This window comes from Halobellus inordinatus (genome assembly GCF_024498335.1).
In the GTDB taxonomy this organism is placed as follows: domain Archaea; phylum Halobacteriota; class Halobacteria; order Halobacteriales; family Haloferacaceae; genus Haloquadratum; species Haloquadratum inordinatus.
In genome coordinates this window covers 282,628-306,125 of record NZ_CP101825.1, presented here as the reverse complement: position 1 = coordinate 306,125, position 23,498 = coordinate 282,628, and the positions used below count along the sequence as shown (strand labels likewise).

26 protein-coding genes and 1 tRNA gene are annotated in these 23,498 nt (G+C 65.8%); 12 read left to right on the top strand and 15 right to left on the bottom strand.

Going from position 1 to position 23,498, the window contains the following annotated elements; translation table 11 throughout:
• Positions 1 to 2: 2 nt before the first annotated feature.
• From NO362_RS01520 to ahaH, 6 genes are all read right to left on the bottom strand, one after another.
• Positions 3 to 326 (bottom strand): V-type ATP synthase subunit F, encoded by a 324-nt coding sequence (locus NO362_RS01520; RefSeq protein WP_256288869.1) that lies wholly within the window; start codon positions 324 to 326, stop codon positions 3 to 5.
• A complete protein-coding gene (locus NO362_RS01515) occupies positions 323 to 1,369 on the bottom strand; it encodes a V-type ATP synthase subunit C (RefSeq protein WP_256545861.1) in 1,047 nt (348 codons plus the stop codon). The genes NO362_RS01520 and NO362_RS01515 overlap by 4 nt, the downstream gene beginning before the upstream one ends.
• On the bottom strand, positions 1,366 to 1,947 hold the full coding sequence (locus NO362_RS01510; protein WP_256545860.1) for a V-type ATP synthase subunit E: 582 nt from the start codon (positions 1,945 to 1,947) through the stop codon (positions 1,366 to 1,368). The genes NO362_RS01515 and NO362_RS01510 overlap by 4 nt, the downstream gene beginning before the upstream one ends.
• A 22-nt stretch (positions 1,948 to 1,969) precedes the next feature.
• Positions 1,970 to 2,206: an ATP synthase subunit C-like protein gene (locus NO362_RS01505; protein ID WP_121568461.1), complete on the bottom strand. Its 237-nt coding sequence runs from the start codon at positions 2,204 to 2,206 to the stop codon at positions 1,970 to 1,972.
• Between the two features lie 274 nt (positions 2,207 to 2,480).
• Positions 2,481 to 4,757: a V-type ATP synthase subunit I gene (locus NO362_RS01500; RefSeq protein WP_256545859.1), complete on the bottom strand. Its 2,277-nt coding sequence runs from the start codon at positions 4,755 to 4,757 to the stop codon at positions 2,481 to 2,483.
• Positions 4,744 to 5,076, bottom strand: coding sequence for an ATP synthase archaeal subunit H (ahaH, locus tag NO362_RS01495; RefSeq protein ID WP_256545858.1), 333 nt, complete (start codon positions 5,074 to 5,076; stop codon positions 4,744 to 4,746). The genes NO362_RS01500 and ahaH overlap by 14 nt, the downstream gene beginning before the upstream one ends.
• Before the next feature lie 141 nt (positions 5,077 to 5,217).
• Between ahaH and NO362_RS01490 the strand changes: the two genes are divergently transcribed.
• Positions 5,218 to 5,841: a methyltransferase domain-containing protein gene (locus tag NO362_RS01490; RefSeq protein ID WP_256545857.1), complete on the top strand. Its 624-nt coding sequence runs from the start codon at positions 5,218 to 5,220 to the stop codon at positions 5,839 to 5,841.
• A gap of 53 nt (positions 5,842 to 5,894) precedes the next feature.
• Here NO362_RS01490 and NO362_RS01485 read toward each other — a convergent pair whose 3' ends face one another.
• Positions 5,895 to 6,392, bottom strand: a complete 498-nt coding sequence (locus NO362_RS01485; protein ID WP_256545856.1) for a type IV pilin — start codon at positions 6,390 to 6,392, stop codon at positions 5,895 to 5,897.
• Between the two features lie 108 nt (positions 6,393 to 6,500).
• Entirely contained in the window at positions 6,501 to 7,889 is a 1,389-nt protein-coding gene (locus NO362_RS01480) for a DUF7094 domain-containing protein (RefSeq protein WP_256545855.1), read from the bottom strand.
• Between the two features lie 284 nt (positions 7,890 to 8,173).
• Here NO362_RS01480 and NO362_RS01475 point away from each other — a divergent pair, with 284 nt between their 5' ends.
• Positions 8,174 to 9,475, top strand: a complete 1,302-nt coding sequence (locus NO362_RS01475; RefSeq protein WP_256545854.1) for a helix-turn-helix transcriptional regulator — start codon at positions 8,174 to 8,176, stop codon at positions 9,473 to 9,475.
• 99 nt (positions 9,476 to 9,574) lie between these two features.
• Positions 9,575 to 10,417 (top strand): polyprenyl synthetase family protein, encoded by an 843-nt coding sequence (locus tag NO362_RS01470; RefSeq protein WP_121568454.1) that lies wholly within the window; start codon positions 9,575 to 9,577, stop codon positions 10,415 to 10,417.
• Positions 10,418 to 10,451: 34 nt separating this feature from the next.
• Here NO362_RS01470 and NO362_RS01465 read toward each other — a convergent pair whose 3' ends face one another.
• Complete coding sequence (locus NO362_RS01465) at positions 10,452 to 11,579, bottom strand: DUF373 family protein (protein WP_256288916.1); 1,128 nt, start codon at positions 11,577 to 11,579, stop codon at positions 10,452 to 10,454.
• A 138-nt stretch (positions 11,580 to 11,717) separates the two neighbouring features.
• Here NO362_RS01465 and NO362_RS01460 point away from each other — a divergent pair, with 138 nt between their 5' ends.
• Positions 11,718 to 12,713 (top strand): radical SAM protein, encoded by a 996-nt coding sequence (locus NO362_RS01460; protein WP_256288878.1) that lies wholly within the window; start codon positions 11,718 to 11,720, stop codon positions 12,711 to 12,713.
• Positions 12,714 to 12,771: 58 nt separating this feature from the next.
• On the opposite strand, the gene NO362_RS01455 is transcribed toward NO362_RS01460, so the two are convergent.
• Positions 12,772 to 13,470 carry a hypothetical protein gene (locus NO362_RS01455; protein ID WP_256545853.1) on the bottom strand — a complete coding sequence of 233 codons (699 nt, stop codon included), beginning with the start codon at positions 13,468 to 13,470 and terminating at the stop codon, positions 12,772 to 12,774.
• Positions 13,471 to 13,588: 118 nt separating this feature from the next.
• Between NO362_RS01455 and NO362_RS01450 the strand changes: the two genes are divergently transcribed.
• Positions 13,589 to 14,056 carry a TRAM domain-containing protein gene (locus NO362_RS01450; protein WP_121568449.1) on the top strand — a complete coding sequence of 156 codons (468 nt, stop codon included), beginning with the start codon at positions 13,589 to 13,591 and terminating at the stop codon, positions 14,054 to 14,056.
• Between the two features lie 81 nt (positions 14,057 to 14,137).
• Positions 14,138 to 14,680, top strand: a complete 543-nt coding sequence (locus tag NO362_RS01445) for a Tfx family DNA-binding protein (RefSeq protein WP_256288881.1) — start codon at positions 14,138 to 14,140, stop codon at positions 14,678 to 14,680.
• A 99-nt stretch (positions 14,681 to 14,779) separates the two neighbouring features.
• Here the strand turns inward: NO362_RS01445 and NO362_RS01440 are convergent, their stop codons facing one another.
• A complete protein-coding gene (locus tag NO362_RS01440) occupies positions 14,780 to 15,988 on the bottom strand; it encodes a mannose-1-phosphate guanylyltransferase (RefSeq protein WP_256545852.1) in 1,209 nt (402 codons plus the stop codon).
• Positions 15,988 to 16,293, bottom strand: a complete 306-nt coding sequence (locus NO362_RS01435) for a DUF7091 family protein (RefSeq protein WP_256545851.1) — start codon at positions 16,291 to 16,293, stop codon at positions 15,988 to 15,990. The genes NO362_RS01440 and NO362_RS01435 overlap by 1 nt, the downstream gene beginning before the upstream one ends.
• Before the next feature lie 201 nt (positions 16,294 to 16,494).
• On the opposite strand from NO362_RS01435, the gene NO362_RS01430 reads away from it, so the two are divergent.
• From NO362_RS01430 to NO362_RS01420, 3 genes are all read left to right on the top strand, one after another.
• A complete protein-coding gene (locus tag NO362_RS01430; RefSeq protein ID WP_256545850.1) occupies positions 16,495 to 17,424 on the top strand; it encodes a replication factor A in 930 nt (309 codons plus the stop codon).
• On the top strand, positions 17,425 to 18,093 hold the full coding sequence (locus tag NO362_RS01425; RefSeq protein ID WP_256288885.1) for an RPA family protein: 669 nt from the start codon (positions 17,425 to 17,427) through the stop codon (positions 18,091 to 18,093).
• 170 nt (positions 18,094 to 18,263) lie between these two features.
• Positions 18,264 to 18,680: a DUF8146 domain-containing protein gene (locus NO362_RS01420; RefSeq protein WP_256288886.1), complete on the top strand. Its 417-nt coding sequence runs from the start codon at positions 18,264 to 18,266 to the stop codon at positions 18,678 to 18,680.
• Positions 18,681 to 18,812: 132 nt separating this feature from the next.
• Here the strand turns inward: NO362_RS01420 and NO362_RS01415 are convergent, their stop codons facing one another.
• Entirely contained in the window at positions 18,813 to 19,268 is a 456-nt protein-coding gene (locus NO362_RS01415; protein WP_256288887.1) for a DUF5814 domain-containing protein, read from the bottom strand.
• 175 nt (positions 19,269 to 19,443) lie between these two features.
• Between NO362_RS01415 and NO362_RS01410 the strand changes: the two genes are divergently transcribed.
• A tRNA-His gene (locus NO362_RS01410) sits at positions 19,444 to 19,516 on the top strand.
• A 166-nt stretch (positions 19,517 to 19,682) separates the two neighbouring features.
• Here NO362_RS01410 and ddh read toward each other — a convergent pair.
• Positions 19,683 to 20,621 carry a D-2-hydroxyacid dehydrogenase gene (ddh, locus tag NO362_RS01405; protein ID WP_256545849.1) on the bottom strand — a complete coding sequence of 313 codons (939 nt, stop codon included), beginning with the start codon at positions 20,619 to 20,621 and terminating at the stop codon, positions 19,683 to 19,685.
• A gap of 181 nt (positions 20,622 to 20,802) precedes the next feature.
• Between ddh and NO362_RS01400 the strand changes: the two genes are divergently transcribed.
• Together NO362_RS01400 and NO362_RS01395 are read left to right on the top strand one after the other, a co-directional pair.
• Positions 20,803 to 21,354: a DoxX family membrane protein gene (locus NO362_RS01400; RefSeq protein ID WP_256545848.1), complete on the top strand. Its 552-nt coding sequence runs from the start codon at positions 20,803 to 20,805 to the stop codon at positions 21,352 to 21,354.
• Positions 21,355 to 21,461: 107 nt separating this feature from the next.
• A complete protein-coding gene (locus NO362_RS01395) occupies positions 21,462 to 22,493 on the top strand; it encodes a threonine aldolase family protein (RefSeq protein WP_256545847.1) in 1,032 nt (343 codons plus the stop codon).
• Positions 22,494 to 22,526: 33 nt separating this feature from the next.
• On the opposite strand, the gene NO362_RS01390 is transcribed toward NO362_RS01395, so the two are convergent.
• Positions 22,527 to 23,468: a cation diffusion facilitator family transporter gene (locus NO362_RS01390; protein ID WP_256545846.1), complete on the bottom strand. Its 942-nt coding sequence runs from the start codon at positions 23,466 to 23,468 to the stop codon at positions 22,527 to 22,529.
• Positions 23,469 to 23,498: the final 30 nt, after the last annotated feature.

The following is a 23,498-nucleotide window of genomic DNA, read 5'->3' as shown; positions in this document are numbered from 1 at the left end:
AGTTAGTCTTCCTCCATCAGATCGATACCGATGGCTCGTTTGATCTGGTCGCGGAGGCCGCCTGCGCCCGCGCCGCCGCCGAGGGTTACCAGCGTCGGTTCGATGCTGGTCTCGACGGCGTTGCGGACCGATCGAGAGAGGTACTCGAGGTCGTCGTCGTGCATCACCACGATGCCGACGTCTTCGTCTTCGAGTACGTCCGTCACGGCCTCGTCGAGCTGTTCGTCTTTCTCTTCGTCGGAAACCGTCTCGAACTTCCGGACGCCCGCGAGGCGGAACCCGGTCGTGAAGTCCGGACTTCCGACGACGGCGATCTCCTGGCTCATAGGATCACCAATTCCTGTTCGATCTGCTCCTCGGAGAGCCCCGCCTCGCGTCCGCGTGCAATCGCCCGAATGTTGTCGACCTCGCGTTCCTTCGCGAGGATGTAGGAGGCGATCGGCGTGATCGAGAGCGGGAACACGTGCCCGAGTGCGTCCGTGTACTTCAACAGGACGGCGTCGAGCGCGCGCTCGAAGCCGATGAGACTGTCGATGGCTTCGAGTTCGTCGAGCGCCTCCGAGAGTTCGTCTCCGTACTTCGACTCACGGATCGCCGACACGAGTTCGTCGCGGTTCTGCGCCAGCGTCGCGAGTTCGCTCGCCGAGAACAGCGAGCCGCCGTCGATGTAGTAGTCGGCGGGGTCGATGTCCGCGCCGCTCTGTGCGAGGCGCAGCGCGTTCCGGGCGTTCCGGAAGTCGATCTCGGCTTCGAGGAACTCGCGGTACTGCTGGGTCGCTTCGTCGACGACGAGCCCTTCGAGGAGGTGGTCGTAGTACGTCCGATCGACCGCGTTCTCGAGGGGCACGAGGACGCCGGTGTCCTCGTAGTCCTCGTAGGCCTCCGCGAGCCCGGGACCGAAGATCGTTCCCGAGAGGCGGTCGACGACGTCCTCGATGCTCGGCGCATCGAGCAACTGATCGAGCAGTTGATTGTCGAACTCGCCAGCACGGATGAGGTCGTCGGCAATCGCGTCCCGGTCGGCCTCCGAGTAGAGGCCGCGGATGACGGTCTTGACGTTCCACGCGTCGAACTTGCGCAGGTACCGCGCGATGAGGTCGTAGAGACGCCCGTCGGCCCACCGAAGCAGATCTTCGAACTGCTTTGCGAGGTTCCGGTTGAGCGCGTACTCGATGAGATCGACGCCCGAGTGTCGCGATCCGAGCGCGTTGATCTCGGACTCGTAGTCGGACTCCTCCATAAACCGGGCGATCTCGGCCGGCCCCATCCGAATCAGCTTGCGGTACTCTTCGTCCCCGTACAGTGCGCTTCGACGCGCCCTGACGCGGGCCGTCACGTACTCCGGGTTGGAACCGCCGGCGGTACTCATTGTTCGAACAGGATCTCGCTCACGTTCTTGAGGTTATCCTCCCAGACGCCTGCAAGAACCGAGTCGAAGGTGTTGTTCACGCGAACGCGGGAGTCGGCTCCCTCGACGACGACGCCGCCGAGACAGTCGTACTCGCCGGCGTACTCGAAGCCGTCGTACTCGTCGGCGAGCTCTTCGAGCAGTTCCGCGTCGTCGGCGCGGCCGTAGACCGACACCGACTCGCCCTCAGCGAACTCCGTGGTCGCGTCCTCGAGGAGCGTCCGGGTAAGCGTTTCGCGCTTCTCACCGGAGAGTTCGACGAGTTCGTCCTCGACGCGCTGGCGCACGTCTTCGAGGACGTCGCGGCGGGCTTCGAGCCGCTCCTGTTTCGCTTCGAGCTTCGCGCTCGAGAGCGCCTGTTCGCGTTCCTGTTCGATCTGGCGCTCGACGTCGGCCTTTCGCGCCTCGAGGAGTTCGTCGGCGTCCGTCTCGGCCGTCTCGACGATGTCCTCGGCGCGGCGCTCACCCTGCTCGCGTATTTCCTCCGCACGCGCGCGGGCTTCGTCTCGGATGTCTTCGACGACGTTGTCCAAACTCATTGATGGAAAGAGGCGGGGGCGGTTAGACCAGGAATACGACGACGAGCGCGAGGATGACGAGTGTCTCCGGCAGGACGGTCAGGATGAGACCGTTGACGAAGAGATCGTTGTCTTCAGCGATGGCGCCCATCGCTGCGGCGCCGATACCACGCTCGGCGTAACCCGCACCGAAGGCGGCGAGGCCGACCGCGATCGCGGCGGCGGCGGTTGGTTCGAGAGCCGGTGCAGCTGCCTGAGCTTCCTGTAGGAGTGCGTACATTGTCTTAAATTTTCGACCGGATAGTCGTCTCCGAACGTGCGTAATTGAACAGAGGCATCTCATAAAGCTTCCCAAACTAACTCGCCGTATCGGGGACAGAAGCGGCCGCACTCGGCCGTATTCGTCGATTCGAGGAATTGGCTGCGCCGCTAGTCGCGCCGCGGCGACCGGGTCGCATAGAGCGAGTCCCGCCTGCGGTGCGGTCGGATGCGTCTGCCGTCAGATGAGTGGTCGCCGACGCAGCGTGCGTCGGCGAGGAGGTTCGTTCGTCTGCTCAGTCTTCGGTCGTGAAGCGCCGTTCGTAGCCGAAAGGCTCGTACTCGCGGCCGCCGCCGTCGAAGAACTTGTTGAAGAACTCGACGTACTCGAGACGCACCGCCTGCAGGCCCGCGCTCGTGACACCGAGCGCGAGGACGAGCAGGTGGCCGAGGACGAGCACCAGGAGGCCGATCAGGATCGTCGCGGCGTCGCCGTGGACGAGCCCGCCGAACATAATTTCGGTCACCTCGTAGCCGTGGTAGCTCAGGGTTTCACCCGGCCCGAGCGCCGCGACGGCGGCGGCGTCCGGCATCCCGCCGAGGCCGAAGTGCCAGCCGCCGTGGCTGTCGACGTACACGCCGAAGAACAGCAGGTTGACCGTGAAGGCCATTCCTGCCTTCGCCAGCAGCACCGCGGCGATACGCGTGTACGAGAGGACGTTCACGAGCACGTTCAGGAACTCGACGGCCTCGATCGGCTCGCCGACTGCGAGGAGGACGAGGCCGATGAGGAACACCACGAGCGGGACAGTGATCGGTCCAACGCCCGGGATCGTGAAGATCTCCATCGCCGGGAAGCCGCTGAACCCGAGCGGCAGCACGCCGTCGCTCGCGAACGTGGTGTAGAGGAACCCCGGAGCGACGCTACGGAGCGCGTCGCTGAAGACCCACACCCACAGGCCGTTCATCATCAGGAGCCACGAGCCGTTCTCGTAGATGGCGTGTTCGAGGTCGTGCAGTTCGAGGTCTTCGAGGAACCCGAAGATCCACGCGACGTTGAGGTGGAAGATCCCGATCAGCACGCTCACGACGAGCCAACCGCGGGCCCAGTCGATGCCCTCGGGCGAGAGCCCCTTCTCGATCGGCGGGTGTGCCATTCCGAGCGCACCCTCCCAGAAGTACGTCGAGATCAGGTGCAGGCCGAAGATCTCGCCGTAGAGGATCCCGAAAATCGCCGTGAACACACCGGCGGCGATCGTGACGCCGCCCATACTCCGGAAGGCCGGTCGGTCCGCGAAGGCGGTGTAGAGATAGTAGCCGATCCCAGTGTAAATGAGGCCGTAACCGAGGTCCCCGATCATGAAGCCGAAGAACGCCGGGAACGTGAGAAAGAGCACGATCGTCGGATCGAACTCGTAGTAGCTCGGCCGGTTGACCGCCTGAACCAGGATCTCGAACGGCTTGACGGCGCCGGGGTTGTCCTGCACCGTCGGCGGTTCGTCGTCGGCCATCACGACCGGGCTGCCGCCGTCGGCGCGTGCGTCGGCGTTCGAGCCGCCGTCAGCGGCCGCGGGCGATCCCGCACCGCCGCTGCCGCCGGCAGACACGTCTTCGCGCACGTGGTCGGTGCCGTCCTTCGAGAACGTCGCGCGTTCGATCTCCTCGATCTCGGCGCGCTCGCCGACGACGTCTTTGATCGCGCCCTTGAACTCGGTGTAGCGCTCGCTCGGGATCCAGCCTTCGGCGATGAAGGCGTTCTCGGTCGTCGCGAAGGAGAGCGGCGCTTCGGTCTTTTGGACGTCGATCGAGAGTTTCTCCTCGGCAGCGAGCAGGAAGCCCGCCGCATCCATCTTCTCGGCTTCCAGTTCGTTCTCGACCGTCGAGAGCTTCGATTCGAGCTGCTGTTTCTCGTGTTCGAGCTCCTTTTTGTACTCGCTCGGCGTCCCCTCCCAGTCCGGGATCTCATAGGAGGAGAAGTCCGCGCTGACGAGCGCGTCGACGAGCGCGGAGTCGTCGGCGTCGGGCGTCGGCCGCGCGAAGACCCCGAGGACGCCGTCACCGGTGAATATTTCGTGCGAGCGGAGGTCGTCGGCGTCGATGATCGCCCGCTCGATCGTGTCGCGGTCGCCGTCGCCGACGGCGACCTGTAGCGTGTCGTACCCCGACAACAGGTCGAGGTCGATGCCGAGATCCACGAACGGATCGATCGCGTCGAGTTGATCCTCCACGTCGCGGATCTCCTGTCGGAGTTCCTGCCGTCGGTCGTCGAGTTCGTTGACCCGCGTCCGGATCTCCTCGAGTTCCTCGTCGAGCGCCTCCTCGGTGACGATGCGCGTCGGTCCCGCGTCCTCTTCGTCGACGTCGAGGATGCTCTCCAGCGAGCGGACGGTGACGAGGCGATCGGAGGACTCCTCGGCGCCTTCGACCGGATCGCCCGGCTCGAAGCCGTCCCAGGAGCCGTCGTACTCGGTGACGTGCAGGAGGTTCAGTCCGTGAGCGGTCTCGATGACCTCGTCCATCACGGCCTTTGATCCCGTCACCGAGACCTTGCTCATCTGCTCAGGTCTGAGCATTTACCGCCTCCTCGAACTGACTGATCGCGTATTCGACCGCCTCGTCGGCGTTCTCCTCGGCCGACGCGACCAGTTTCTTGCGCGCTTCCTGGCCCTCCTCGAGGAGCTCTTGACGCTCCGTTTCGATCTCCTCGCGGGCCTCTGTGAGCCGTTTCTCTTCGTACTCGTCGGCCTCTTGTTCTGCCTCGTTGCGGATCTCTTCGGCTTCGCGCCGAGCCGCCTCGATTCGCTCGTCGCGATCGTCCTCGGCCTCTGCAACGATGTCGTCAGCCTCGGATTCAGCCTTTTTGATCCGTTCGAGAACCTCTGGTCTCGGCATACTCGTATCACCGAAACGTTGCGCAAGCGCTGTATAAGGTGTTTGCGGAACACACCCGGGAAGCCTCGGCGTTGCGTCGTCCGTGACGCCCCGCGACTCGGATCCGCACCGTTATGATTCTCCCGTTCTAACCGCCGTCCAATGGGAGTCCTCGAAGACAAGGCCAACGCGCGCCTGTTCTACAAGTACCTCTCGAAGGTGTACGACCGGATCAATCCCTTCATCTGGAACGAGGAGATGCGCGACGAGGCGCTGGAGTGGCTCGCCATCCAGCCCGACGACCGCGTCCTCGACGTCGGGTGCGGCACCGGATTCGCCACCGAGGGGCTGCTTCGCTACACCGACGACGTCCACGGGCTCGATCAGAGCCGCCACCAGATGCAGAAGGCGTTCGAGAAGTTCGGCACGCGCGACCGCGTGCGATTCTACCGCGGCGACGCCGAGCGGCTCCCGTTCGCAGACGACTCCTTCGACGTGATCTGGTCGTCGGGGTCGATCGAGTACTGGCCGAATCCCGTGGCCGCGCTCGAGGAGTTCCGGCGGGTCGTCAAACCCGGCCACCGGGTCTTGGTCGTCGGACCGGACTACCCGAACAACTCGCTCTTCCAGCACCTCGCGGACGCGATTATGCTGTTCTACGACGAGGAGGAAGCCCAGCGGATGTTCGAGGAAGCCGGCTTCGTCGACATCGAACACCACATCCAGCAGGCGTATCCGGGGAGCCCACGGGCGATCACGACCATCGCGCGCGCGCCAGAAGAATAAATCAGACTACAATCGAGATACGCGGATCGAGCGACCGGAACGGGCCTCCGGCGTCAATCGACAGTCCCGCGGACGCGACTCACCCGATTCTCACCGACGTAGACCGTGACCGACACGGTTCGCCCGGGCTCCAACTGCGGATCGTTCGTTCCGGCGATTCGAAATGACCCTGTCTCGCCGACCGCCCAGACCCCGTCGCTCGCGACGTTGAACGGGCCAGTCGGCCCGCCTCCGAACCCAGACGCGGCGAAGAAGGGGACAGGCGGCTGGTGCGCCAGCGGCTCACCGTTTATTTCGACGACGAGACGAACCCTCGCGAGTCGAAGCGGTGCGCCGGCCTCGTGGGTCAGTGCGACCGTGTCGCCGTCTACATAGAGCGACACTGCAACTGGGCCCGGACGCGCAGTATCGCGCGCATCGCTGCCGGTCGCCACGCCCCCCGTCGCCGTCGCGACGGCTTCGGCACCGGCCGCGACGACGCCGCCTAAGACGATACCGACGAGAAGCAGGACGACCACGCCGATCACCGGAGCCGAAGCACGGGTCCTCACGGGGGGTGTGGCCGCCCGATCGGTGATGAACGTTCGGATCCGGCCTCACCGCCGCCGGACGAGGTGACGTTGGGGTTCAGTCGGCTCGGCTTCCCGCTCGCTGGTCGCTCAGAAACCGGCTGTCGTCGCGGTTCTGTCACTCCCGGTGCTGTTGTTGACCGGTCCGTAGACGCTGGGCGTCGCCGTCGGCTCGACCGAGAGCAGGACGACCGAACTCCCGTCGATGGCTGTCACCTGGTACGTCCCGCTCGGCGCGAGCGTCCACAGCGATCCGTCTTCGCCCGTCCGTCCGACAACCGAACTCCGACCACCGGCCGGCCCGACCGTGATCTGGGCGTCGACGGGATCGCCGGTCGTCGTGCTGTTGAGTTGTAGCCGCACGGGGCCGCCGGGGTAGGTCCGGTGCGCCGTCAAGTTCAGTGCGTCCTTGACGGCCGACGTCGAGGAGCCCGTCCGGACCTGGTCGAGCGGCCGGTACTGGTACTCCTCGAACACGCGCTGACTTCCGCTGTCGACGAAGGCGACGAGGCGGCCGCGCTGGTGCTCGATCGTGACACGCGTGCTGTCGCTGTCGGGGTTCCCGAGCGTATCGTCGCGGAGACGGAGCGCCGCGATCGTCGGGTACGCTTGCTCGGTCGCGTTGACAGCCTCCGCGAGCGAGAACGGGCCGCTGCTGTCGCCCTGCCGGAGCGCCCCGCGGTACGTCTCGCGGACGTACGTGCCGTCGCGGATGACGCTGAGCGTGACGCTGTCGGCTCCGGTCTGCACGTAGAACCGCGCGGAAGCGGCCTCGCCGCGCAGAACGGATCCCGCGTAGCCACGGACGGGACCGCTCAGCGTGTTCAACTCGAGCCCGATGTTCCCGAACCGCGCCGAGGAGATGCTGAATCCGGGCGTCGACCGGGCGAGGGATTCGAGTCGGTCCCGCCGCTGTTCGAGCTCACGCGCCTCGGCGTCGATCAGTGCGAGTTCGTAGAGGAACCGCCGCGGCGGGAGTTCGTCGCGGCCGTATGCAGCGACGGCTTGTTGCTGACGTGCGCGCAGAGCGACGATCTGCTGTTCGATCCCGCTGACCTCCTGCAACAGGTAGCGCTGGCGTGCCTCGGTCGTCTCCGCGGACTCGATCCGTTCGACCGCCGTTGCCGTTGCCAGGTGAGCGTCGGTCGTGGCCGACGAGAACGCGAGGCCGCTCCCGAGTTCGACGTACTCGGTTTCGAGCGTGCTCCGGGTCGACTCCGCGGACGGGATTCCGAGGACGTTGATCTGCGCCTCGCTGGCGTTCGCATCGACCACTTGTGCCGGTGTGCCGCCTCCGGGGCCCAACCGCTCAGTCGGTTGTGCGGCCGACGGCACTGGAGCCGACACCGACGACGCAGACGGCGTCGACCCGTCGATCGACGGGGCAGACGCTCCGTCCGCGTCCGACAGCGCCGGCACTGCGCCGACGACCGCCGAGAGGACCAAGAGGAGGGCGAGCGAGAGGGAAACGGCACGCATATCGCGAGATATGCCGTGACGTTACTAAAAACGACGCCTTTCGTCGCAGTTCACGCCGCTGCGGTTACGGGGCACGACGGGGAAGGCCGCGAACGGGCCTGATAGGGATTATCGTAAGTCTCCATAGATTTCTCGCCGGACGGTACGGCGAGAATCTCCGAACAGTTACGATAATCCCTATGAGGCGGAGCGAGAGGTACGCTCCGGCGCCGAGACAGTGCGATCGGGGCGTGAGAGGCGGTTGATGGAAAGCGTTTTGAGCGTTCCACGTGCAGTTTCGTCAAATGCGGACGCCCGCGCTGTGGTTGGCCCTCCTCGTCGTCGTCGCCGCGGTCGCCCCAGCATCAGCGCTCGCTCTGGACGCGTCACAGACGGCCGCGCTGGATGACTCGGCCCCGGTTCCGCAAGTGGACGACGGATCGGACGCCACGCAACCGCGGACCACGGTCGACATCTCGCTCCGTTCGGACCGGAGCGCGTCCTGGCGCGTCGAGACGCACTACGCGCTCGATTCCGAAAACGAGACGCGCGCCTTCGAGACGCTCGCGAGGCAGTACGAAGCGGGCGAAGCGAACGCCGGACCGGACATCGTGCTCTTTCGGTCGCTCGCGGACCGAGCGAGCGAGTCGACCGGTCGGCCGATGGCGATCGAGAACGTCACGTATCACAGTTCGATCGACGAGGCGGACAGTCGCGGCACGCTCGCGCTCACTTTCCGGTGGACGAACTTCCTCCGCCGCGGCGACAACGAGACGCTCGTCCTCGACGACGTGTTCACGCTCCCGACCGCCGAAAGCGACGATCAAAAGACGTGGCTCTCGGTCTTCGGGTCCGACCAGGAGATCCTCATCCGGCCGCCGGACGGGTACACGGTGACGGGGACGAGCATCCCCGTCCAGCAGCGTGAGAGCGCCATCGTCCTCGCAGAACCGTCCGACTTCGAGGGCGAGACGAGCGAACTCCGCGTCACCTACACCGCCATCGGGCCGGCCGGGGCACTTCCGATCGGTCTTCTCGCGGGCGGTGGCTTCGCCGCACTCGTAATTCTTCTCGCGGGCGCGTGGGTGCTCCGGGGTCGTGAGGAGAGCGGCCGCACGCTTCCCTGGGAGGAGCCTACCGTTTCTGACGACCGGTCCTCGGTCGCCTCTGGGGCCGTCGCCGGACCGAACGGCGGTGACAGCGGTCCCTCGCCGAACGGGCGGCCCGGAAATGGCGAGTCCGCGTCGGAACCCGAAGCCGCGGCAGCGGTCGGCGGAGCGGCGTCGGGCGGCACCGTGAGCGCAGACGACGCCGAGAGCAGTGTCGAATCCGAGGTCGATCTGTCGCTGCTCTCCGACGAAGAGCGGGTCGAACACCTGCTGGAACAGAACGGTGGGCGGATGAAGCAGGCGACGATCGTCGACGAGACGGGCTGGTCCGACGCCAAGGTCTCGCAGTTGCTGTCGGCGATGGCTGATGAGGGTCGGGTCGACAAACTCCGACTCGGCCGCGAGAACCTCATCTCGCTTCCCGACGGTGCGGGAGACGACGAGGACGGCGACGGTGGATCGCCCGGTGGTACTGGCGTCCCCGGCGATGGAACGTGACGACACACGTCCAAAAACGCGAGCGGACCCCCACTCGCCCCCACTGAAGCGGACGCGCTTCCGGAACCTCTTTTGCTGCGCCATCCTCAGCGACGGGTAATGGAGTACCTGGAGCGTCGGGTTTCGATGGTCGAAGAGCGCCTCGAGGCGGTCATCGAGGCGGTCGACCCTCAGGAACTGTCCGACGAGGTGGCACACGTCGCGCTGGCCGGCGGCAAGCGCGTCCGGCCGGCTGTCACGGTTCTCGCGTGTGAAGCGTGCGGCGGTGACCCCGCAGACGCGGTCGACTTCGCCGTCGCCATCGAACTGGTCCACAACGCCTCGCTCGTCATCGACGACATCATCGACCGCTCCGACGTGCGGCGCGGCACGGCGAGCGCGTGGGCCGAGTACGGCTACGGTCCCGCGATCATCGCCTCCGACGGCCTCCTGGGCGAGGCGTTCGCCCTCCTCTCGCGGAACGACCACGCGACGCAGATCGTCGCGGAGTCGATGGTCGAACTCGGCGAGGGTGAAGCGACGGAACTGGTCGCCCGTCCGAGCAACGAGCGCGAGTATATGGACCTCGCTCGCCGGAAGACCGGGGCGCTGTTCCGCGCGGCGGCCGAACTCGGTGCCGTCGCGGCCGGCGCCGACCCGTTTACCGTCGAGGCGTTCGGCGAGTACGCAGAGCGCGTCGGCGTGGCGTTTCAGATCCGCGACGACGTTCTCGATGCGACGGCCGACGCCGCCGACCTCGGCAAGCCGACCGGCCAAGACGAGGAGATGGACCGTCCCTCGCTGGTGCAGGTCACCGACCTGTCCGCCGAGGAAGCCAACCAGCGTGCACACGACCAATCCGAGCAGGCGCTCGAGGCCCTCGCGGCGTCGAATGTCGACGACAGCGAACCGCTCGGCTACCTCCAGGACCTCGCAGAGTTCGTCGTCGTCCGCGAGCGCTGAGCCCGATATCTTTCGCGACCTCCGATATTCTCAGTCACCCTTTGGCTGCCTCTGCGGCGGTCGGGAACCGTGATTCCGCGATCGCGAACACGAGCGTGCTGAACACGCCGAGGAGCGTCCCGGCCGTGAGCCCGATCGCCAACTGCGTCATCGAGAACGACTGGACGCCGGCGATGTCCCGGGGCAGGAAGAAGCCGGAGACGACGTAGAGGACGACCGCGATCGCGACGACGTAAAACGGCGCGTTGAGGTAGCGCCACTTGAACTGGTCGGCGAGATACTCGTCGGTCACCTGTCCGAGACTGGAGGTGACGCCTGCGGCGGCGAACCACTGGACTGCGCCGTGGACGAGCGCCGCGAGGACGATCGGTGGCGTCGGGTCGGGGACGCTCGCGCGGACGGTCTCGAAGAGCGCGTAGCCTCTGAATCCCCCCACGACGAGCAGGGCGGCGGCGGCGACGTAGGTGATGAGCGTAACCCGGCCCTCGTAGAGCACGTCGCGGACGCGGTCTGCGGTGTCGTCGACGGCATTTTCGAGTCCCAGGCCCCGAAAGAGCGTGTACAGACCCAACAGCGCCGAGATGATGCCCAGCACGACCGCGCCGGGCACGTCGAAGAGGCTCGCGATCGTCACGAAGGGGTAGATGAGAAGCAGGATGCCGAGCGGGACGAGGATCGTCCCGCGGGTCTCCGGATCCGCGAGGACTTGCTTCATCGTGTAGTAGATCGACTCTAAGTCCTGCGCCTGTCTGACGACGACGCGCCGGACGCTGTCGATGGGAACCCGCGAGCGGACGATCGGCAGCACCGACTCGTCCTGTGCGCCGTCGGTTATGACGATGGCACTGACGTTCTCACCGGTCGAGAGGCCGGCGAGGACGCGGTCGATCTCTTCGCCGATCGCGCGGTTCGCCTTCACGTCACCACCCTGTGTCCCGGTGACGGCGGCGACGGTCACTTCCTCGTCGACGTCGGGATCGGCGTACAGCGCGTCGTACTCGTGGATCCCCTGGAACAGAACGTTGACGTCTGAGTCCTCCGGGTCGGCGGTTGCGAGTTCGACCGCCGCCGACTCGACGCGGTCCCGGCCGACGATGGGCGTATCCAGTCCCGTCTTGCGACCGAGGTCGTCGTCGAGGTCGACACAGAGGACCAACAGCATCTGGCGGACGTACGCCATCGGAGTATATCTGTTTTCGGGAGCAGTCACGAGCGATGGACCAGCGCCGCGGGCACCGGCGTGTCCCTGCGCGGCCGAAGTAGCACGACTTTTGAGTCTCGGACCGCTATCGAGAAACGAATGATCTCGAAGGGCTGTGAGCAGTGCGCGAAGGGCGGTAAGATGGTTCTCTTCGTCTACGGTTACTGCGACCAGCGCGACTGCTTTTACTGCCCGCTCGGCGAGAACCGCAAGAACGTCACCGACGTCTACGCGAACGAGCGACTCGTCGAATCCGACGACGACGTCATCGAGGAAGCCAAGCGGATGCAGGCGCTCGGCACCTCGATCACCGGCGGCGAACCGCAGGAAGCGCTCGATCGCACCTGTCACTACCTCTCGCTTCTGAAAGACGAGTTCGGCGAGGACCACCACACGCACCTCTACACCGGCATCACCGGCGGCCGCGAGAATATGCGCCGGCTCTCGGAGGCCGGCCTCGACGAGATCCGGTTCCACCCGCCGTACGAACAGTGGGGCGATCTCCACGGGACCGAGTGGGAAGAGATCCTCTACATCGCTCGCGAGGAGGGGCTCACGCCCGCCTTCGAGATCCCCGGCATCCGCGCTGAAGAGGAGTTCCTGGACTTCCTCGACGAAGGCGCCGCGGAGTTCTGCAACGTCAACGAGTTCGAGATGAGCGACGGGAACTACCGCCGGATGCAAGAACAGGGCTTCGAGCTGCAGGAAGGCCATATGTCCGCGGTCGACGGCTCCAAAGAGGAGATTCTCGACACGATGGGCGACCACGAGCGCGTGTACTTCTGTACCTCCGTGTTCAAAGACGCCGCACAACATCGCAACCGCCTCAAGCGGATGGCACGCACCATTCGCCGCCCCTTCGACGAGGTGACCGACGATGGGACGCTCGTCTACGGGAAGACGTGGATCACGGCCGACGAACTCGACGCCCTCGGCGTTCCCGAGGAGTTCTACACGGTCAAATCGAACCACGTCGAGGTCGCGTGGTGGCTCTTAGAGGAGATGATCGAAGAGGGCGACGTCCCCGAGGGCGAGATCGTCGAGCAGTATCCGACCGCCGACGGGACGGTCGTCGAGCGGACGCCGCTGGCGTAGTCTCTTATCCTTAGCAGCGACCGCCCCCGATTCGGGTTCTTTAATTGTTATTCCGCGCTTACCACTCCGAGCGGCGCGATCGCTCGAAGGACTCCGCCGTCAGCGCAGCGTAAAGACTCGGCACGAGCGCGGTCGCCGTCCCGACCAGGAGCCACTCGCCCAGCGGTCCGCCGCGGACGACGCCGACGGCAACGATCCCGACGCCGAGCACGCCGCCCCCGGCCGCAGCAAGCCGCTTCGTCCGCCGGTCGAAGGTGACGCCGCGTGCAGTCCCGTACAGCGCCGCTCCGAGCCCGATTGCGACTCCGGCACCGACGCCGACGTACGGTGTGCCGACGAGTACGCCGGCGACGACGAGGGCCACTCCAGCCGTCGCCCCGACGAAGACGGTCGTGCGGGGCGAGAGCGGATTGACGTCTGCCCCGTATCTGGTCGCGTAGCCAGCGGCCGGGGCACCGAGCGCGGCGGCGACGAGGATCGCGAAGAGGACGCCGCGCGGCGACGGGTCGTCGAGGAGGACGCCGAACGCGCCGGCCGCGGCGACGACGCCCCCGGCGGCGAGGAGCCACCGCGGTCGGATCGTCGCTGCGGGGTCGTCGTCGCGAACGATGCCGAATCCGACGAACGGGTACGAGACGAGCGCCCCGACGACGACCGTCGCATAGAGGCTCCAGCCGAGGAGCAATCCGGAGACGAGTACGGAGATACCGAGGAAGACGCCCGTGATGACGGCGAACTCGGGGACGCGGCGACTCATACCGGCAGTCGGGGCGAGACGGCTGAAAGCGTTGCGGTGGGAGTCGCTATCGTGTCTCAGCCACACTGTCGTTTCGAGACCCGCAAGCGTTTAGACACGCCGTGGAGTAACATTCGCTATGTCAGACTGTCCGCTGGCCGACGACTGTCCCCGGTATTCGGAGCGAATCGACGGGATGGGGTGTCAATACTACGGCGACCGCGGTGGCGCCGAGTGGTGTAACAACTACGACCAGCCGATCCGCGATTTGAAGGCCCAGCCCGTCAAGCCCGGCGAGGAAGTCGTCGTCGACGTCGACGACATCCACGAGAGCGGAGCGGGCGTCGGCCGGACCGACGACGGTTTCATCGTGCTCGTCGACGGCCTCCTGCCGGAGGCGCGCGCCGTCGTCCGCATCGACCGCGTGAAATCCAACCACGCGACCGCGAAGAAGGTAGTCGAACGGCTGCCGCTCGACGAAGACGTCGAAGAAGCCGCGGACGAGACGGCCGCGTCCGACGCCACAGACGACGGCTCCGAGGACCGGACGGGCGGCCCGGACAGGCCGACCGCGCTCGGCAGCCGCGACAACTTCTGGGGCGGATAATCGACCGCCGCCGGCGGGGCGAGACGGCACGGACAGTCACTCTTCTGCATCTTTTTTGCGCGGGGCCGCCAACGCGACAGTATGGACGACGCCGAGAGAGACGGCGACAGCGCGAAATCGGACGGGGTCGACGGGTTACACACCGAGGAGGGAGAGGACCTCTCGGCGTTCGACGTCGACGCCGCGCTCGCGGAGGCGGGCTTCGACGCCGACGAGAGCGTGTTGACGCGCCGTCAGGCCGAAGTGCTGGTGCTCCGAGAGCAGGGGATCCGCCAGTCGAAGATCGCGTCGATGCTCGGGACGTCCCGTGCGAACGTGTCGAGCGTCGAATCGAGCGCGCGCCGAAACGTCGAGAAAGCGCGCGAGACCGTCGCCTTCGCCGAGGCGCTGACGGCCCCGGTGCAGGTTTCCGTCGAGGAGGGGACTGACCTCTACGACGTCCCGAAACAGGTGTACGACGCCTGCGACGAGGCCGGCGTGAAGGCGAACCGGACGGCACCCGAGCTGATGAAAGCGGTCTCGGACGCCGCCGGCGACGCCATTCAGGGTCGCGAGGTTCGTGAAGCGCTGCTCGTCGGAGTGACGACGGGTGGCCGCGTACAGGTGCGGCGCTCGGCCGAGTAGCTCTCTTTTTGAGTCGGCTCATACTGTCGGACAGAACTGTGTGAAGAGTATCGACACCTGTGGGTGCCAACATAGTTCACGAACTGCTGTCCGACAGTATCAGAACTCCCCGCGCGCTTCGAGCGAGCGAACGAGCCGTTTGACGTCCTGTGCGCGCTCTTTCGGCACGACGAGGACGCGGTCGTCCCACGCGACCACGGCGAGGTCCGAGACACCCACGAGCGACACGTGTGCGCCGTCTGCGGCGACGACGTTGTCCGCGGCATCCAGCGTCCGCAGCGTGACGTCCTCGCCGGCGACGTTTCCGGTCCCGTCGGCGTCGAGGACGCGTTCGAGCGCGTCCCAGGAGCCGACGTCGTCCCAGGGGAACGCGACCGGGACGACCGCTACGTCGTCGGCGCCCTCGAAGATGGCGTGATCGACGCTGACCGACTCGGTCGCCTCGAACGCGGCCGTTACGTCCGGGTGGTCGCTGGTGATCACGTCGGAATGGCCGTCGGATTCCACACCGGAGTGATCGCCGGAAACCACATCGGAGTGGTCGCCGGAGAGGTCGCTCGCGGATCGAAGTGCGTCGAGAAGATCGGCTAGTGGTGAGGTCGCGGCCGCGCCCAGAAATACCTCCGGCCGCCAGGCGAACAGCCCGGCGTTCCAGTAGTGGCCGGCCGCGACGTACGACTCGGCGGTTTCTACGTCTGGCTTCTCGTGGAACGACTGGACGGGTTTCCAGGCGGGGTCGGAGCCGGTGTCCGTTTCCGTCGTTTCTGTCGTCGTAGGGGCCGCTGGGGTGGGCGCCGCTGGGGTGGGCGCCGCCGGTTCGATGTAACCGTAGCCCGTCTCGGGCCGGGTCGGCTCGACGCCGAACGTGATCAGCCGGTCCTCGGCTGCCGCGACGCCGACGCCGCGACGGACTGCGGGCGCGAACCCCTCGCCGACGAGGTGGTCGCTCGGGAGCGCGAGGACGACGCAGTCGCCGTAGCGTTCTGAGGCGTAGTGCGTCGCGTACAGGAGCGCCGGACCGGTGTCGCGTCCGGCGGGTTCGACGAGCACGTCGGCGTCGGGGACGCGGTCTCGCACGCCCGCTGTGTACTCCTCGCGGGTAACGACGACGACCTCGTCTGCGACGTCGCGCGCCCGTGAGACGGTCCCTTCGAGGAGCGATTTTTCGCCCACGAGCGGGAGGAACTGCTTCGGGCGATCCGACCGACTGGCGGGGTAGAGCCGCGACCCCGTCCCGCCGGCGAGCACGACGGCGACGACGGGGACCGAAACCTCGGTTCCCCCGGTGGCTGAAACGTTGTCGGTCATCACCACGTCTCCACGATCCCGTCGTGGAGGTCTTCGACGCAGCCCTCACAGTCCGGATGCCCCGCCTCGAAGCACGCCGGGCGCCCCTCGGCGTCGACCGCGACGGCGCGGCGGTCGGCTTCACGGCGGCAGACGATGCGGAGGCGGCCGTCGTCGTCCCGAGGGATGGCGGTCGGGATGGCCGTTCGATCCTCGTCGCCCGTCTCCGCGTCGCGACCTTCGCGGTAGGCATCGCGGGCGCGGGCGTACTGGCGGCCGGCCTCGCGGAACTTCGCTCGCAGGAGGCGTTCGAGACGGTCGCTCATCGGGAGAGAGTGCGAGGGCGAGTCGTATAGGTCCGTTGGTGGTCGCAACGACCTGATCGCGGACACAAGTCCGTCGCGTCAGTCTCACTTTCGTCCGTCACGTCGGCTTCACTTTCACCCCGGTTACGATACTTTATTAGCGATCGGGAACCAATCGCACCGTGCCTCCCAACGGAAAACAAGGCGGAGGCGAGTGAAACTATGTCAGACCTGCGAACACACGCAGCGGAGATAGCGGAACAGTTCTCAGACCACCTCGACGTGGACGAAGACGAAGTCGAAGAGCGACTGCGTAATCTCGTCGACGAGTACCGCGTGCCCGTCGACGAGGCGCGCCGCTCGGTGGTCAACAGCTACCTCGAAGAGGCCGGCCTCGAACGCGACGAGATCGGTCGCGGCGGTAACGACGAGGTCCGCCTCGCCGACATCGACGAGGACGAACAGTGGATCGACGTGACCGCGAAGGTCGTCGAACTGTGGGAGCCCCGCAGCGAGTCGATCGCCCAGGTCGGCCTGCTCGGCGACGAGTCCGGGCGCACGAAGTTCGTCGCCTTCGAGACATCGGATCTCCCCGAACTGGAGGAGGGCGCGGTCTACCGCCTCGGGAACGTCGTTACCGACGAGTACCAGGGTAACTTCTCGGTGAAACTCAACAAGACGACGTCGATCGAGGAACTCGACGAGGACATCGAAGTCGGCGACGACGCGGTCTCCGTCGAAGGCGCGCTCGTCGACATCCAGTCCGGTAGCGGCCTCATCAAGCGCTGCCCCGAGGAGGGCTGCACGCGCGTCCTCCAGAACGGGCGCTGTTCGGAACACGGCGACGTCGAAGGCGAGTTCGACCTGCGGATCAAGGGCGTCCTCGACGACGGCGAGGAGGTCTACGAGGTGATCTTCGGCCGCGACGTCACCGAGGAACTCACCGGCGTCACCCTCGACGAAGCCCAGCAGATGGCGATGGACGCTCTCGACACGACGGTCGTCGTCGAGGAGATGCGCGAGGACCTGCTCGGGACGTACTACCGAGTCTCGGGCCCCGAACTCGGTCGCTACGTGCTGGCCGACGACGTCGAACGGCTCACCGAACCGGCGGATCCGGAAGCGGTGCTGATCAAAGCGAGGTCGATCTAAATGAGTTCCAACGAAATCCCATCCCGAGAAGTCGCCCGGCGTGTGTTCGCAGACGAGTTCAACGACGCCGCCTTCACGTTCAAAGAATCCGACGACGATCGCGCGCCGGTCTATCTGCTGCTCCCGACGGGCGCGAAGGCCAACCGCGTGTTCTTCGTCGGCACGCTGACCGAGAAGGACGACGTCGGCGAGGACAACGAGTACTGGCGTGGCCGGATCGTCGACCCCACGGGGACGTTCTTCGTGTACGCGGGTCAGTATCAGCCCGAAGCCGCGAGTATGCTCCGCGAACTCGAACCGCCCGCGTACGTCGCGGTCGTCGGCAAGCCGCGGACGTACGAGACCGACGACGGGTCGGTGAACGTCTCGGTCCGACCCGAGTCGATCCAGGTCGTCGACGCCGCGACCCGAGATCGCTGGGTGGTCGAGACCGCAGAGCGGACGCTCGAACGCATCGAGGCGTTCGACCAGGAGGGTAACGAGTACGCGCGGATGGCCCGCGAGGAGTACGACCTCCCCACCGACCGCTACAAGGAGTCCACTATCTCCGCCTTGGAGAGCCTCGAAGAGTCCGACGGCGACGAACTCGGACTCGACGGCGGCCGCGTCGACGACACGACCGGAGAAAGCGAACGCGACGCGCACGCCGACCTGCAGACCGAACCGTAGGCGGCGAACCGCCGACGAATCCGCATTCCCCCGATTTCACTTTCAGACCCGCACCGAGAGCGGCGCTCTCGTCCCGTCGCCGGACCGGCTTCGAATCAAATCCTGTTGTTTCAGTCACACTGTCTGACGAAGCATTAAGTGGATCCGCCGACGAACGACGAGACGAGACAATGGGCAACAAAAACAAGACCATCTCGTTCCGCGTCAACGAGGACGCGTTCGAGACGCTCCGTGAGATCGCCGAGGAGCGCGACATCTCGCTCTCGGCGGTCTTCCGCGACTACGTCGACACGCTCGTTGCCCACGACGGCCAGGTCCAGGTCGTCCCCGAGCACGAACTCGAACAGTTGCGCAACGGCGATGACGAAGACGAGAGCTTCCCGCCGAAGGTGAAGGTCCCAAAGAGCTTCGTCCGCGAACACGAGCGCCTCGAACTGGAGGCCGAACACCTCCGGGAGCAACTCGAAGAACACAAGCGATACGTCAACTACCTCCGGGAGCAACTCGAAGACGGCGAAGACGACGTCATCCAGCTCGAAGACCTCGACGAGAGCGAGGCCGACGAGCCGTCGTTCCGACTGGGCTGATAGTGATTACTCTCACTGTGTACCGCCGAGCGCCACTCCCGGTGGCGATGGTCGGCGGTAAGAGACGAGAGTAATCATTATGAGGCGTCGACGCCGTTGGGGAGAGGTTGCGACGCCGAGCCAGCGATGGCGTTACCCCGAGAGCGCCTTCCGGGCGCGCCGCATCTTCTGTTCCATCTCCTCGTTGCCTTCGACTTCCGCGAGCGTCTCGGCCGCCTCCAGCGTTCGGACGGCACTGTCGAGGAACGAGAGGATGTCTCCTGGGTACGCATACAGCATATACTCGTCGCTCATCACGTCGACGATGGCGTCGGGACCGAGGCCCTGCGCCCGGAGCTCCAGCAGGTACGATACGAACTGCCGCTCGGGGTAGCCCGTATAGAGGTCGTCGGGGTTCTTGGGATCGAGGAAGTCCTCGGCGAAATCCAGGAGTCGATCGCGCGTGGCGTCGTCGAGTTTCGAGAGTCCCTCCCCGGTGTAGAGGACGTCCATCGTCGCGCCCTTGAACGCTCCCTTCGGGATGTTGACGTCGATCTGCGAGACGATCTGGCGGTGGTTCTTGAGATAGATCTTGTCCGTGATAGCCACGGTTGTCGATCGTACGCCGCTGTGCGGCAAAAGCGTCCCGGTGCCGGTCCTCGACAGTCGATCGCGACCGCCCGTGGCTGGTGGGGCGTCGGAGCGACGCCCTGTGTGAGGCCGGCGCACCCCGGTGGTGAGTCGTAACGTATTTGACTTCGACGGGGGTACCTGAAGATGCGTGTCCGGGTTAGGGTAGTGGACTATCCTTCAGCCTTGTGGAGGCTGAGACGCGGGTTCGATTCTCGCACCCGGACCTTTCTGCCTGCGAACAACGTGAGCAGGTGAACGTCCGTACAGAGGATTGAAACGGCGAGCAACCGTGCGAAGCGAGGTTGCGAGTGGGGTTCGATTCTCGCACCCGGGCCGTCTCCGAAACGCCACGCCTGCAGAGCGGTCGCTCTCCCCGCTGTGAGACGCCGCTCAGACGATCTGATTCGCGAGAGCGTCGTCAGTGCGGATCCGCTTTATGTTCTCTTCGACTAACGCGGCGACCCGCTCGCCGTACGCTCGGGTCGCGCCGGCGGCGTGGGGCGTGACGATGACGTTCTCCATCTCCCAGAGCGGCGACCCCTCCGGCAGCGGCTCTTCTTCGAAGACGTCCAGTGCGGCCCCAGCTATCCCGCCGGCTTCCAGTGCACCGATTAGACTCGCCTGGTCGACGACCGGCCCGCGCGCGACGTTGATGAGATAGGCGTCCTCTCGCATCGCGTCGAGTTCTTCGGAGCCAACGAGACCGCGCGTGCGGTCGGTGAGCGGCGGGGTCAGCACGACGAACCGCGCGTCGGCGATCGCATCGGTGAGCGCGTCCGGCGTGTAGATCTGTCCGACCGACGGGACCGGCGTCGGCGTTCGTCGGACGCCCACGACGTCCATCCCGACGGCGTCGGCGCGCGCGGCGACGCCCTGCCCCAGCGTGCCGAGGCCGACGACACAGACAGTTTCGCCCGCGAGCGTGAACGTCTCGTCCCAGTCGGGATACCGCCACTTGCGCTTCGGTTCGTTGTCGCGGTAGACGTGCAGCCGCCGCGCGAACTGGAGCATATACCCGAGCACCGTATCGCCGACTGCGTCGCCGTGAATCCCGGAACTGTTCGTGAGCCTGATCCCGTGTCGCTCCAGCGCGTCGAGCGGGAACGCATCGACACCGGCGAGGACGCAGTGGATCCACTCCAGGTCGGCGGACAGGAACGCATCGTCGTACGTGAACGTCACGAGTCCGTCGAGGCCGTCGAGATCCGAGCCGTCGGTCAACAACTCCACGCGAGCGGACACGTCGTCTAATTCGTCTCGCAACGTCGCCGGCGGAAAGATCGTCGCCACCGACGGATGAATCCCGATCACCAGCCCATCGTCTGCCATACAGCGCACATCTGTTCACGCACACAAAAAGACTCCCTGCGGCCCGCATCACCGGGCCGGGTCGTCGGTAACGGTTCTCGGCGCTGTGTGTCACTCTCTGGAACGATTTCTGACCATTTGAGAACCAGATACCTATTATATTGATACTATACGCGACTGTTCACGTGTAAGGTGGACGATTATGAGTACGACTCCGACAACCCAAACTACGACACCTGAGACAGCCTTCAGCACCATCCTCGACTTCGACCTGCAGGGCACAGTCGCCGGCTACTGGCTCGCGGTCCTCCGCGTCGTCACCGGCTACTGGTTCCTCCACGCCGGCTTCACGAAGTTCAGCTTCGTCGCCGGCGAACCGTTCGACGCGGCGGGGTACCTTCTGCACGGCACGACCGCCAGCCCGATCCACGGCTTCTTCGCGTGGGTCGCCGGCACGCCGTGGCTGATCGAGTTCACGAACTTCGCCATCCCCGCCGGCGAGTTCCTCATCGGACTCGGCCTCGTCGTCGGCGCGCTCGTCAGACTGGCCTCGTTCTTCGGGGCCTTCCTGATGGTGTTCTTCTATCTGGGGAACGCCGACTGGGCGCACGGTTTGGTCAACGGTGACCTGATGGGACTGCTGCTGTTCGTCACCATCGCAACGCTCGGCGCAGGCCGGATCCTGGGCCTCGACGTCTTCGTCGAGCGCCTCGATCTCGCACAGACCCGAATCGCGAAGTTCGTGCTCGGATAGGACTGCGCGGCCGGGGTGTGCGGCGGTTCGGTCGTTTTTCGCCTGCTACTCCTCTCGCTTTCCGTATCGATCCGCGGATATTTCTCGCTCGCCGTCGACGCTCAGGTATGGCGATCGATCTCCGAAGCGACACGGTAACCCGCCCTTCCGACGCGATGCGTGAAGCGGCAGCAGAGGCCGCCGTCGGCGACGACGTCTACGGCGAAGATCCCACAGTGAACGAACTCGAAGCCGCCGCGGCCGACCGTGTCGGCTTTCCGGACGCGATGTACGTCCCGACGGGGACGATGGGCAATCAGATCGCTGCCCACGTGCACGCCGACCGCGGGGAAGAGATCGTCCTCGATCGGATGGCGCACATCTACGACTGGGAGCTCGGCGGGCTGGCACAGCTCTCGGGCCTTCAGACCCGCGCGGTCGACGCCGTCGACGCCGTCCCGACGCCCGAACAGATCGACGCGGCGTACGTCGAGGAGAGCCTTCACCGCCCGGGGACGGGCTTGATCGCGCTCGAAAACACACACAACGCCCGCGGCGGCGTCGCCGTTCCGCCAGCGTCTATCTCGGCGGCTGCCGACGCGGCCCACGACCGCGGCGTGCCGGTACATCTCGACGGCGCGCGCCTGTTCAACGCCTGCGTGGCGCTCGACGTCGACCCGGCGCGGATGACTCGCGACGTCGATTCGGTGCTGTTCTGCCTCTCGAAGGGCCTCGGCGCGCCGGTCGGATCGATTCTCGCCGGCGATGAGGACTTCATCGCGGACGCGCGACGCGTCCGAAAACTGTTCGGCGGCGGGATGCGCCAGGCCGGGCTGATCGCTGCGCCCGGACTGCTCGCGCTGGAGAACGTCGGCCGACTCGCGGAGGACCACGAAAATGCGGCCCGGTTCGCGGCTGGACTCGACGAGATCGACGGGCTTCGGGTATCGGATCCCGACACGAACATCGTCCAGGTCTACACCGACGACCTCGACGTCGACGCCGAGACGTTCGAGGCAGTATGCGCGGAACACGGCGTCCTCGGAGGCGCACACGGCGACTACCTCACACGCTTCTGCACGCACCTCGATGTGACCCGCGCGGACGTCGAAGACGCGGTCGACCGGATCGGAGACGCGGTCGACGACCTGCGGGACTGATCGTCACCGCTCAGCGACTCGATCGCTGTGTGACTACACTTCGGGTTCGACGTAGACGTGTTTGATTCGGTCGTCGGCCTCGCGGAGTTGGGTCTCGATGTCGGCGATCAGTTCGTCTAACTCCGTTGCCTCGGTGTCGGGGTCGAAGCTCACGTCCGCGGTGACGAGAGCGCTCTGGGGACCGACGAACACCGTCCGGAAGGCGTCGATGTGGGTGACGTGGGGAGAGTTCTCGATGACGGCCCGTAAGTCGGTCTCGACGTCGGCCGAGAGACTTTCGCCGAGGATGAGCCGCTTGTTCTCCCAGGCGAGCGCGAGCGCGAAGCCCATCAGCAGGAGTCCGATGAGCAGTGCGGCGACGGCGTCGTACACCTCGTTGCCGGTCGCCTTCGAGAGGAGGATCCCGGCGAGTGCCAGCCCCGCGCCGAGGAGCGCAATCGTGTCCTCGGTGAGCGCCGTCAGCGTCGTCACGTCGCTCGTTTTCTGGAAGGCCTCGCGCATCCCGGTCCAGTTGTACTGGTCGATCTGCCGCTGCATCTCCGTGTTCGCCTTCACGAAGGCGTAACTCTCGAATCCGATCGCGCCGAGGAGGACGACCACGTTGACGTACCAGGAGGGGAAGGTCGCGCCCGCGATCGACACTGTTCCCGCGGCGCCGTGTCCGCCGTGAACGATGGCGTTGTAGCCGTGCTTGACCGACTCCCAGCCGGCGATGCCGAACAGCAACACGGCCACGAGGAACGAGTAGAAGAACTGCGCTTTGCCGTAGCCGAACGGGTGATCGCGGCTCGTCTCCTTCTTGCTGTATCGAATCCCGATGAGGAGAAACACCTGATTGCCCGTATCGGAGATCGAGTGGTACGTCTCCGACAGCATCGAGGGACTGCCGGTGAGGAGAAATCCGATGAATTTCAGGACGGCGATGGCTCCGTTCGCGACGAGGGCTGCGAGGACGACGCCTCTACTTCCGGCCATACCATCCCTCTCTGGTGACGGGACTAAAGT

Coding starts and splice junctions, on each gene's coding strand:
- NO362_RS01520 (WP_256288869.1), bottom strand. CDS start 326: ATGAGCCAGGAGATCGCCGTCGTCGGAAGTCCGGACTTCACGACCGGG.
- NO362_RS01515 (WP_256545861.1), bottom strand. CDS start 1,369: ATGAGTACCGCCGGCGGTTCCAACCCGGAGTACGTGACGGCCCGCGTC.
- NO362_RS01510 (WP_256545860.1), bottom strand. CDS start 1,947: ATGAGTTTGGACAACGTCGTCGAAGACATCCGAGACGAAGCCCGCGCG.
- NO362_RS01505 (WP_121568461.1), bottom strand. CDS start 2,206: ATGTACGCACTCCTACAGGAAGCTCAGGCAGCTGCACCGGCTCTCGAA.
- NO362_RS01500 (WP_256545859.1), bottom strand. CDS start 4,757: ATGCTCAGACCTGAGCAGATGAGCAAGGTCTCGGTGACGGGATCAAAG.
- ahaH (WP_256545858.1), bottom strand. CDS start 5,076: ATGCCGAGACCAGAGGTTCTCGAACGGATCAAAAAGGCTGAATCCGAG.
- NO362_RS01490 (WP_256545857.1), top strand. CDS start 5,218: ATGGGAGTCCTCGAAGACAAGGCCAACGCGCGCCTGTTCTACAAGTAC.
- NO362_RS01480 (WP_256545855.1), bottom strand. CDS start 7,889: ATGCGTGCCGTTTCCCTCTCGCTCGCCCTCCTCTTGGTCCTCTCGGCG.
- NO362_RS01475 (WP_256545854.1), top strand. CDS start 8,174: ATGCGGACGCCCGCGCTGTGGTTGGCCCTCCTCGTCGTCGTCGCCGCG.
- NO362_RS01470 (WP_121568454.1), top strand. CDS start 9,575: ATGGAGTACCTGGAGCGTCGGGTTTCGATGGTCGAAGAGCGCCTCGAG.
- NO362_RS01465 (WP_256288916.1), bottom strand. CDS start 11,579: ATGCTGTTGGTCCTCTGTGTCGACCTCGACGACGACCTCGGTCGCAAG.
- NO362_RS01460 (WP_256288878.1), top strand. CDS start 11,718: ATGATCTCGAAGGGCTGTGAGCAGTGCGCGAAGGGCGGTAAGATGGTT.
- NO362_RS01455 (WP_256545853.1), bottom strand. CDS start 13,470: ATGAGTCGCCGCGTCCCCGAGTTCGCCGTCATCACGGGCGTCTTCCTC.
- NO362_RS01450 (WP_121568449.1), top strand. CDS start 13,589: ATGTCAGACTGTCCGCTGGCCGACGACTGTCCCCGGTATTCGGAGCGA.
- NO362_RS01445 (WP_256288881.1), top strand. CDS start 14,138: ATGGACGACGCCGAGAGAGACGGCGACAGCGCGAAATCGGACGGGGTC.
- NO362_RS01440 (WP_256545852.1), bottom strand. CDS start 15,988: ATGACCGACAACGTTTCAGCCACCGGGGGAACCGAGGTTTCGGTCCCC.
- NO362_RS01435 (WP_256545851.1), bottom strand. CDS start 16,293: ATGAGCGACCGTCTCGAACGCCTCCTGCGAGCGAAGTTCCGCGAGGCC.
- NO362_RS01430 (WP_256545850.1), top strand. CDS start 16,495: ATGTCAGACCTGCGAACACACGCAGCGGAGATAGCGGAACAGTTCTCA.
- NO362_RS01425 (WP_256288885.1), top strand. CDS start 17,425: ATGAGTTCCAACGAAATCCCATCCCGAGAAGTCGCCCGGCGTGTGTTC.
- NO362_RS01420 (WP_256288886.1), top strand. CDS start 18,264: ATGGGCAACAAAAACAAGACCATCTCGTTCCGCGTCAACGAGGACGCG.
- ddh (WP_256545849.1), bottom strand. CDS start 20,621: ATGGCAGACGATGGGCTGGTGATCGGGATTCATCCGTCGGTGGCGACG.
- NO362_RS01400 (WP_256545848.1), top strand. CDS start 20,803: ATGAGTACGACTCCGACAACCCAAACTACGACACCTGAGACAGCCTTC.
- NO362_RS01395 (WP_256545847.1), top strand. CDS start 21,462: ATGGCGATCGATCTCCGAAGCGACACGGTAACCCGCCCTTCCGACGCG.
- NO362_RS01390 (WP_256545846.1), bottom strand. CDS start 23,468: ATGGCCGGAAGTAGAGGCGTCGTCCTCGCAGCCCTCGTCGCGAACGGA.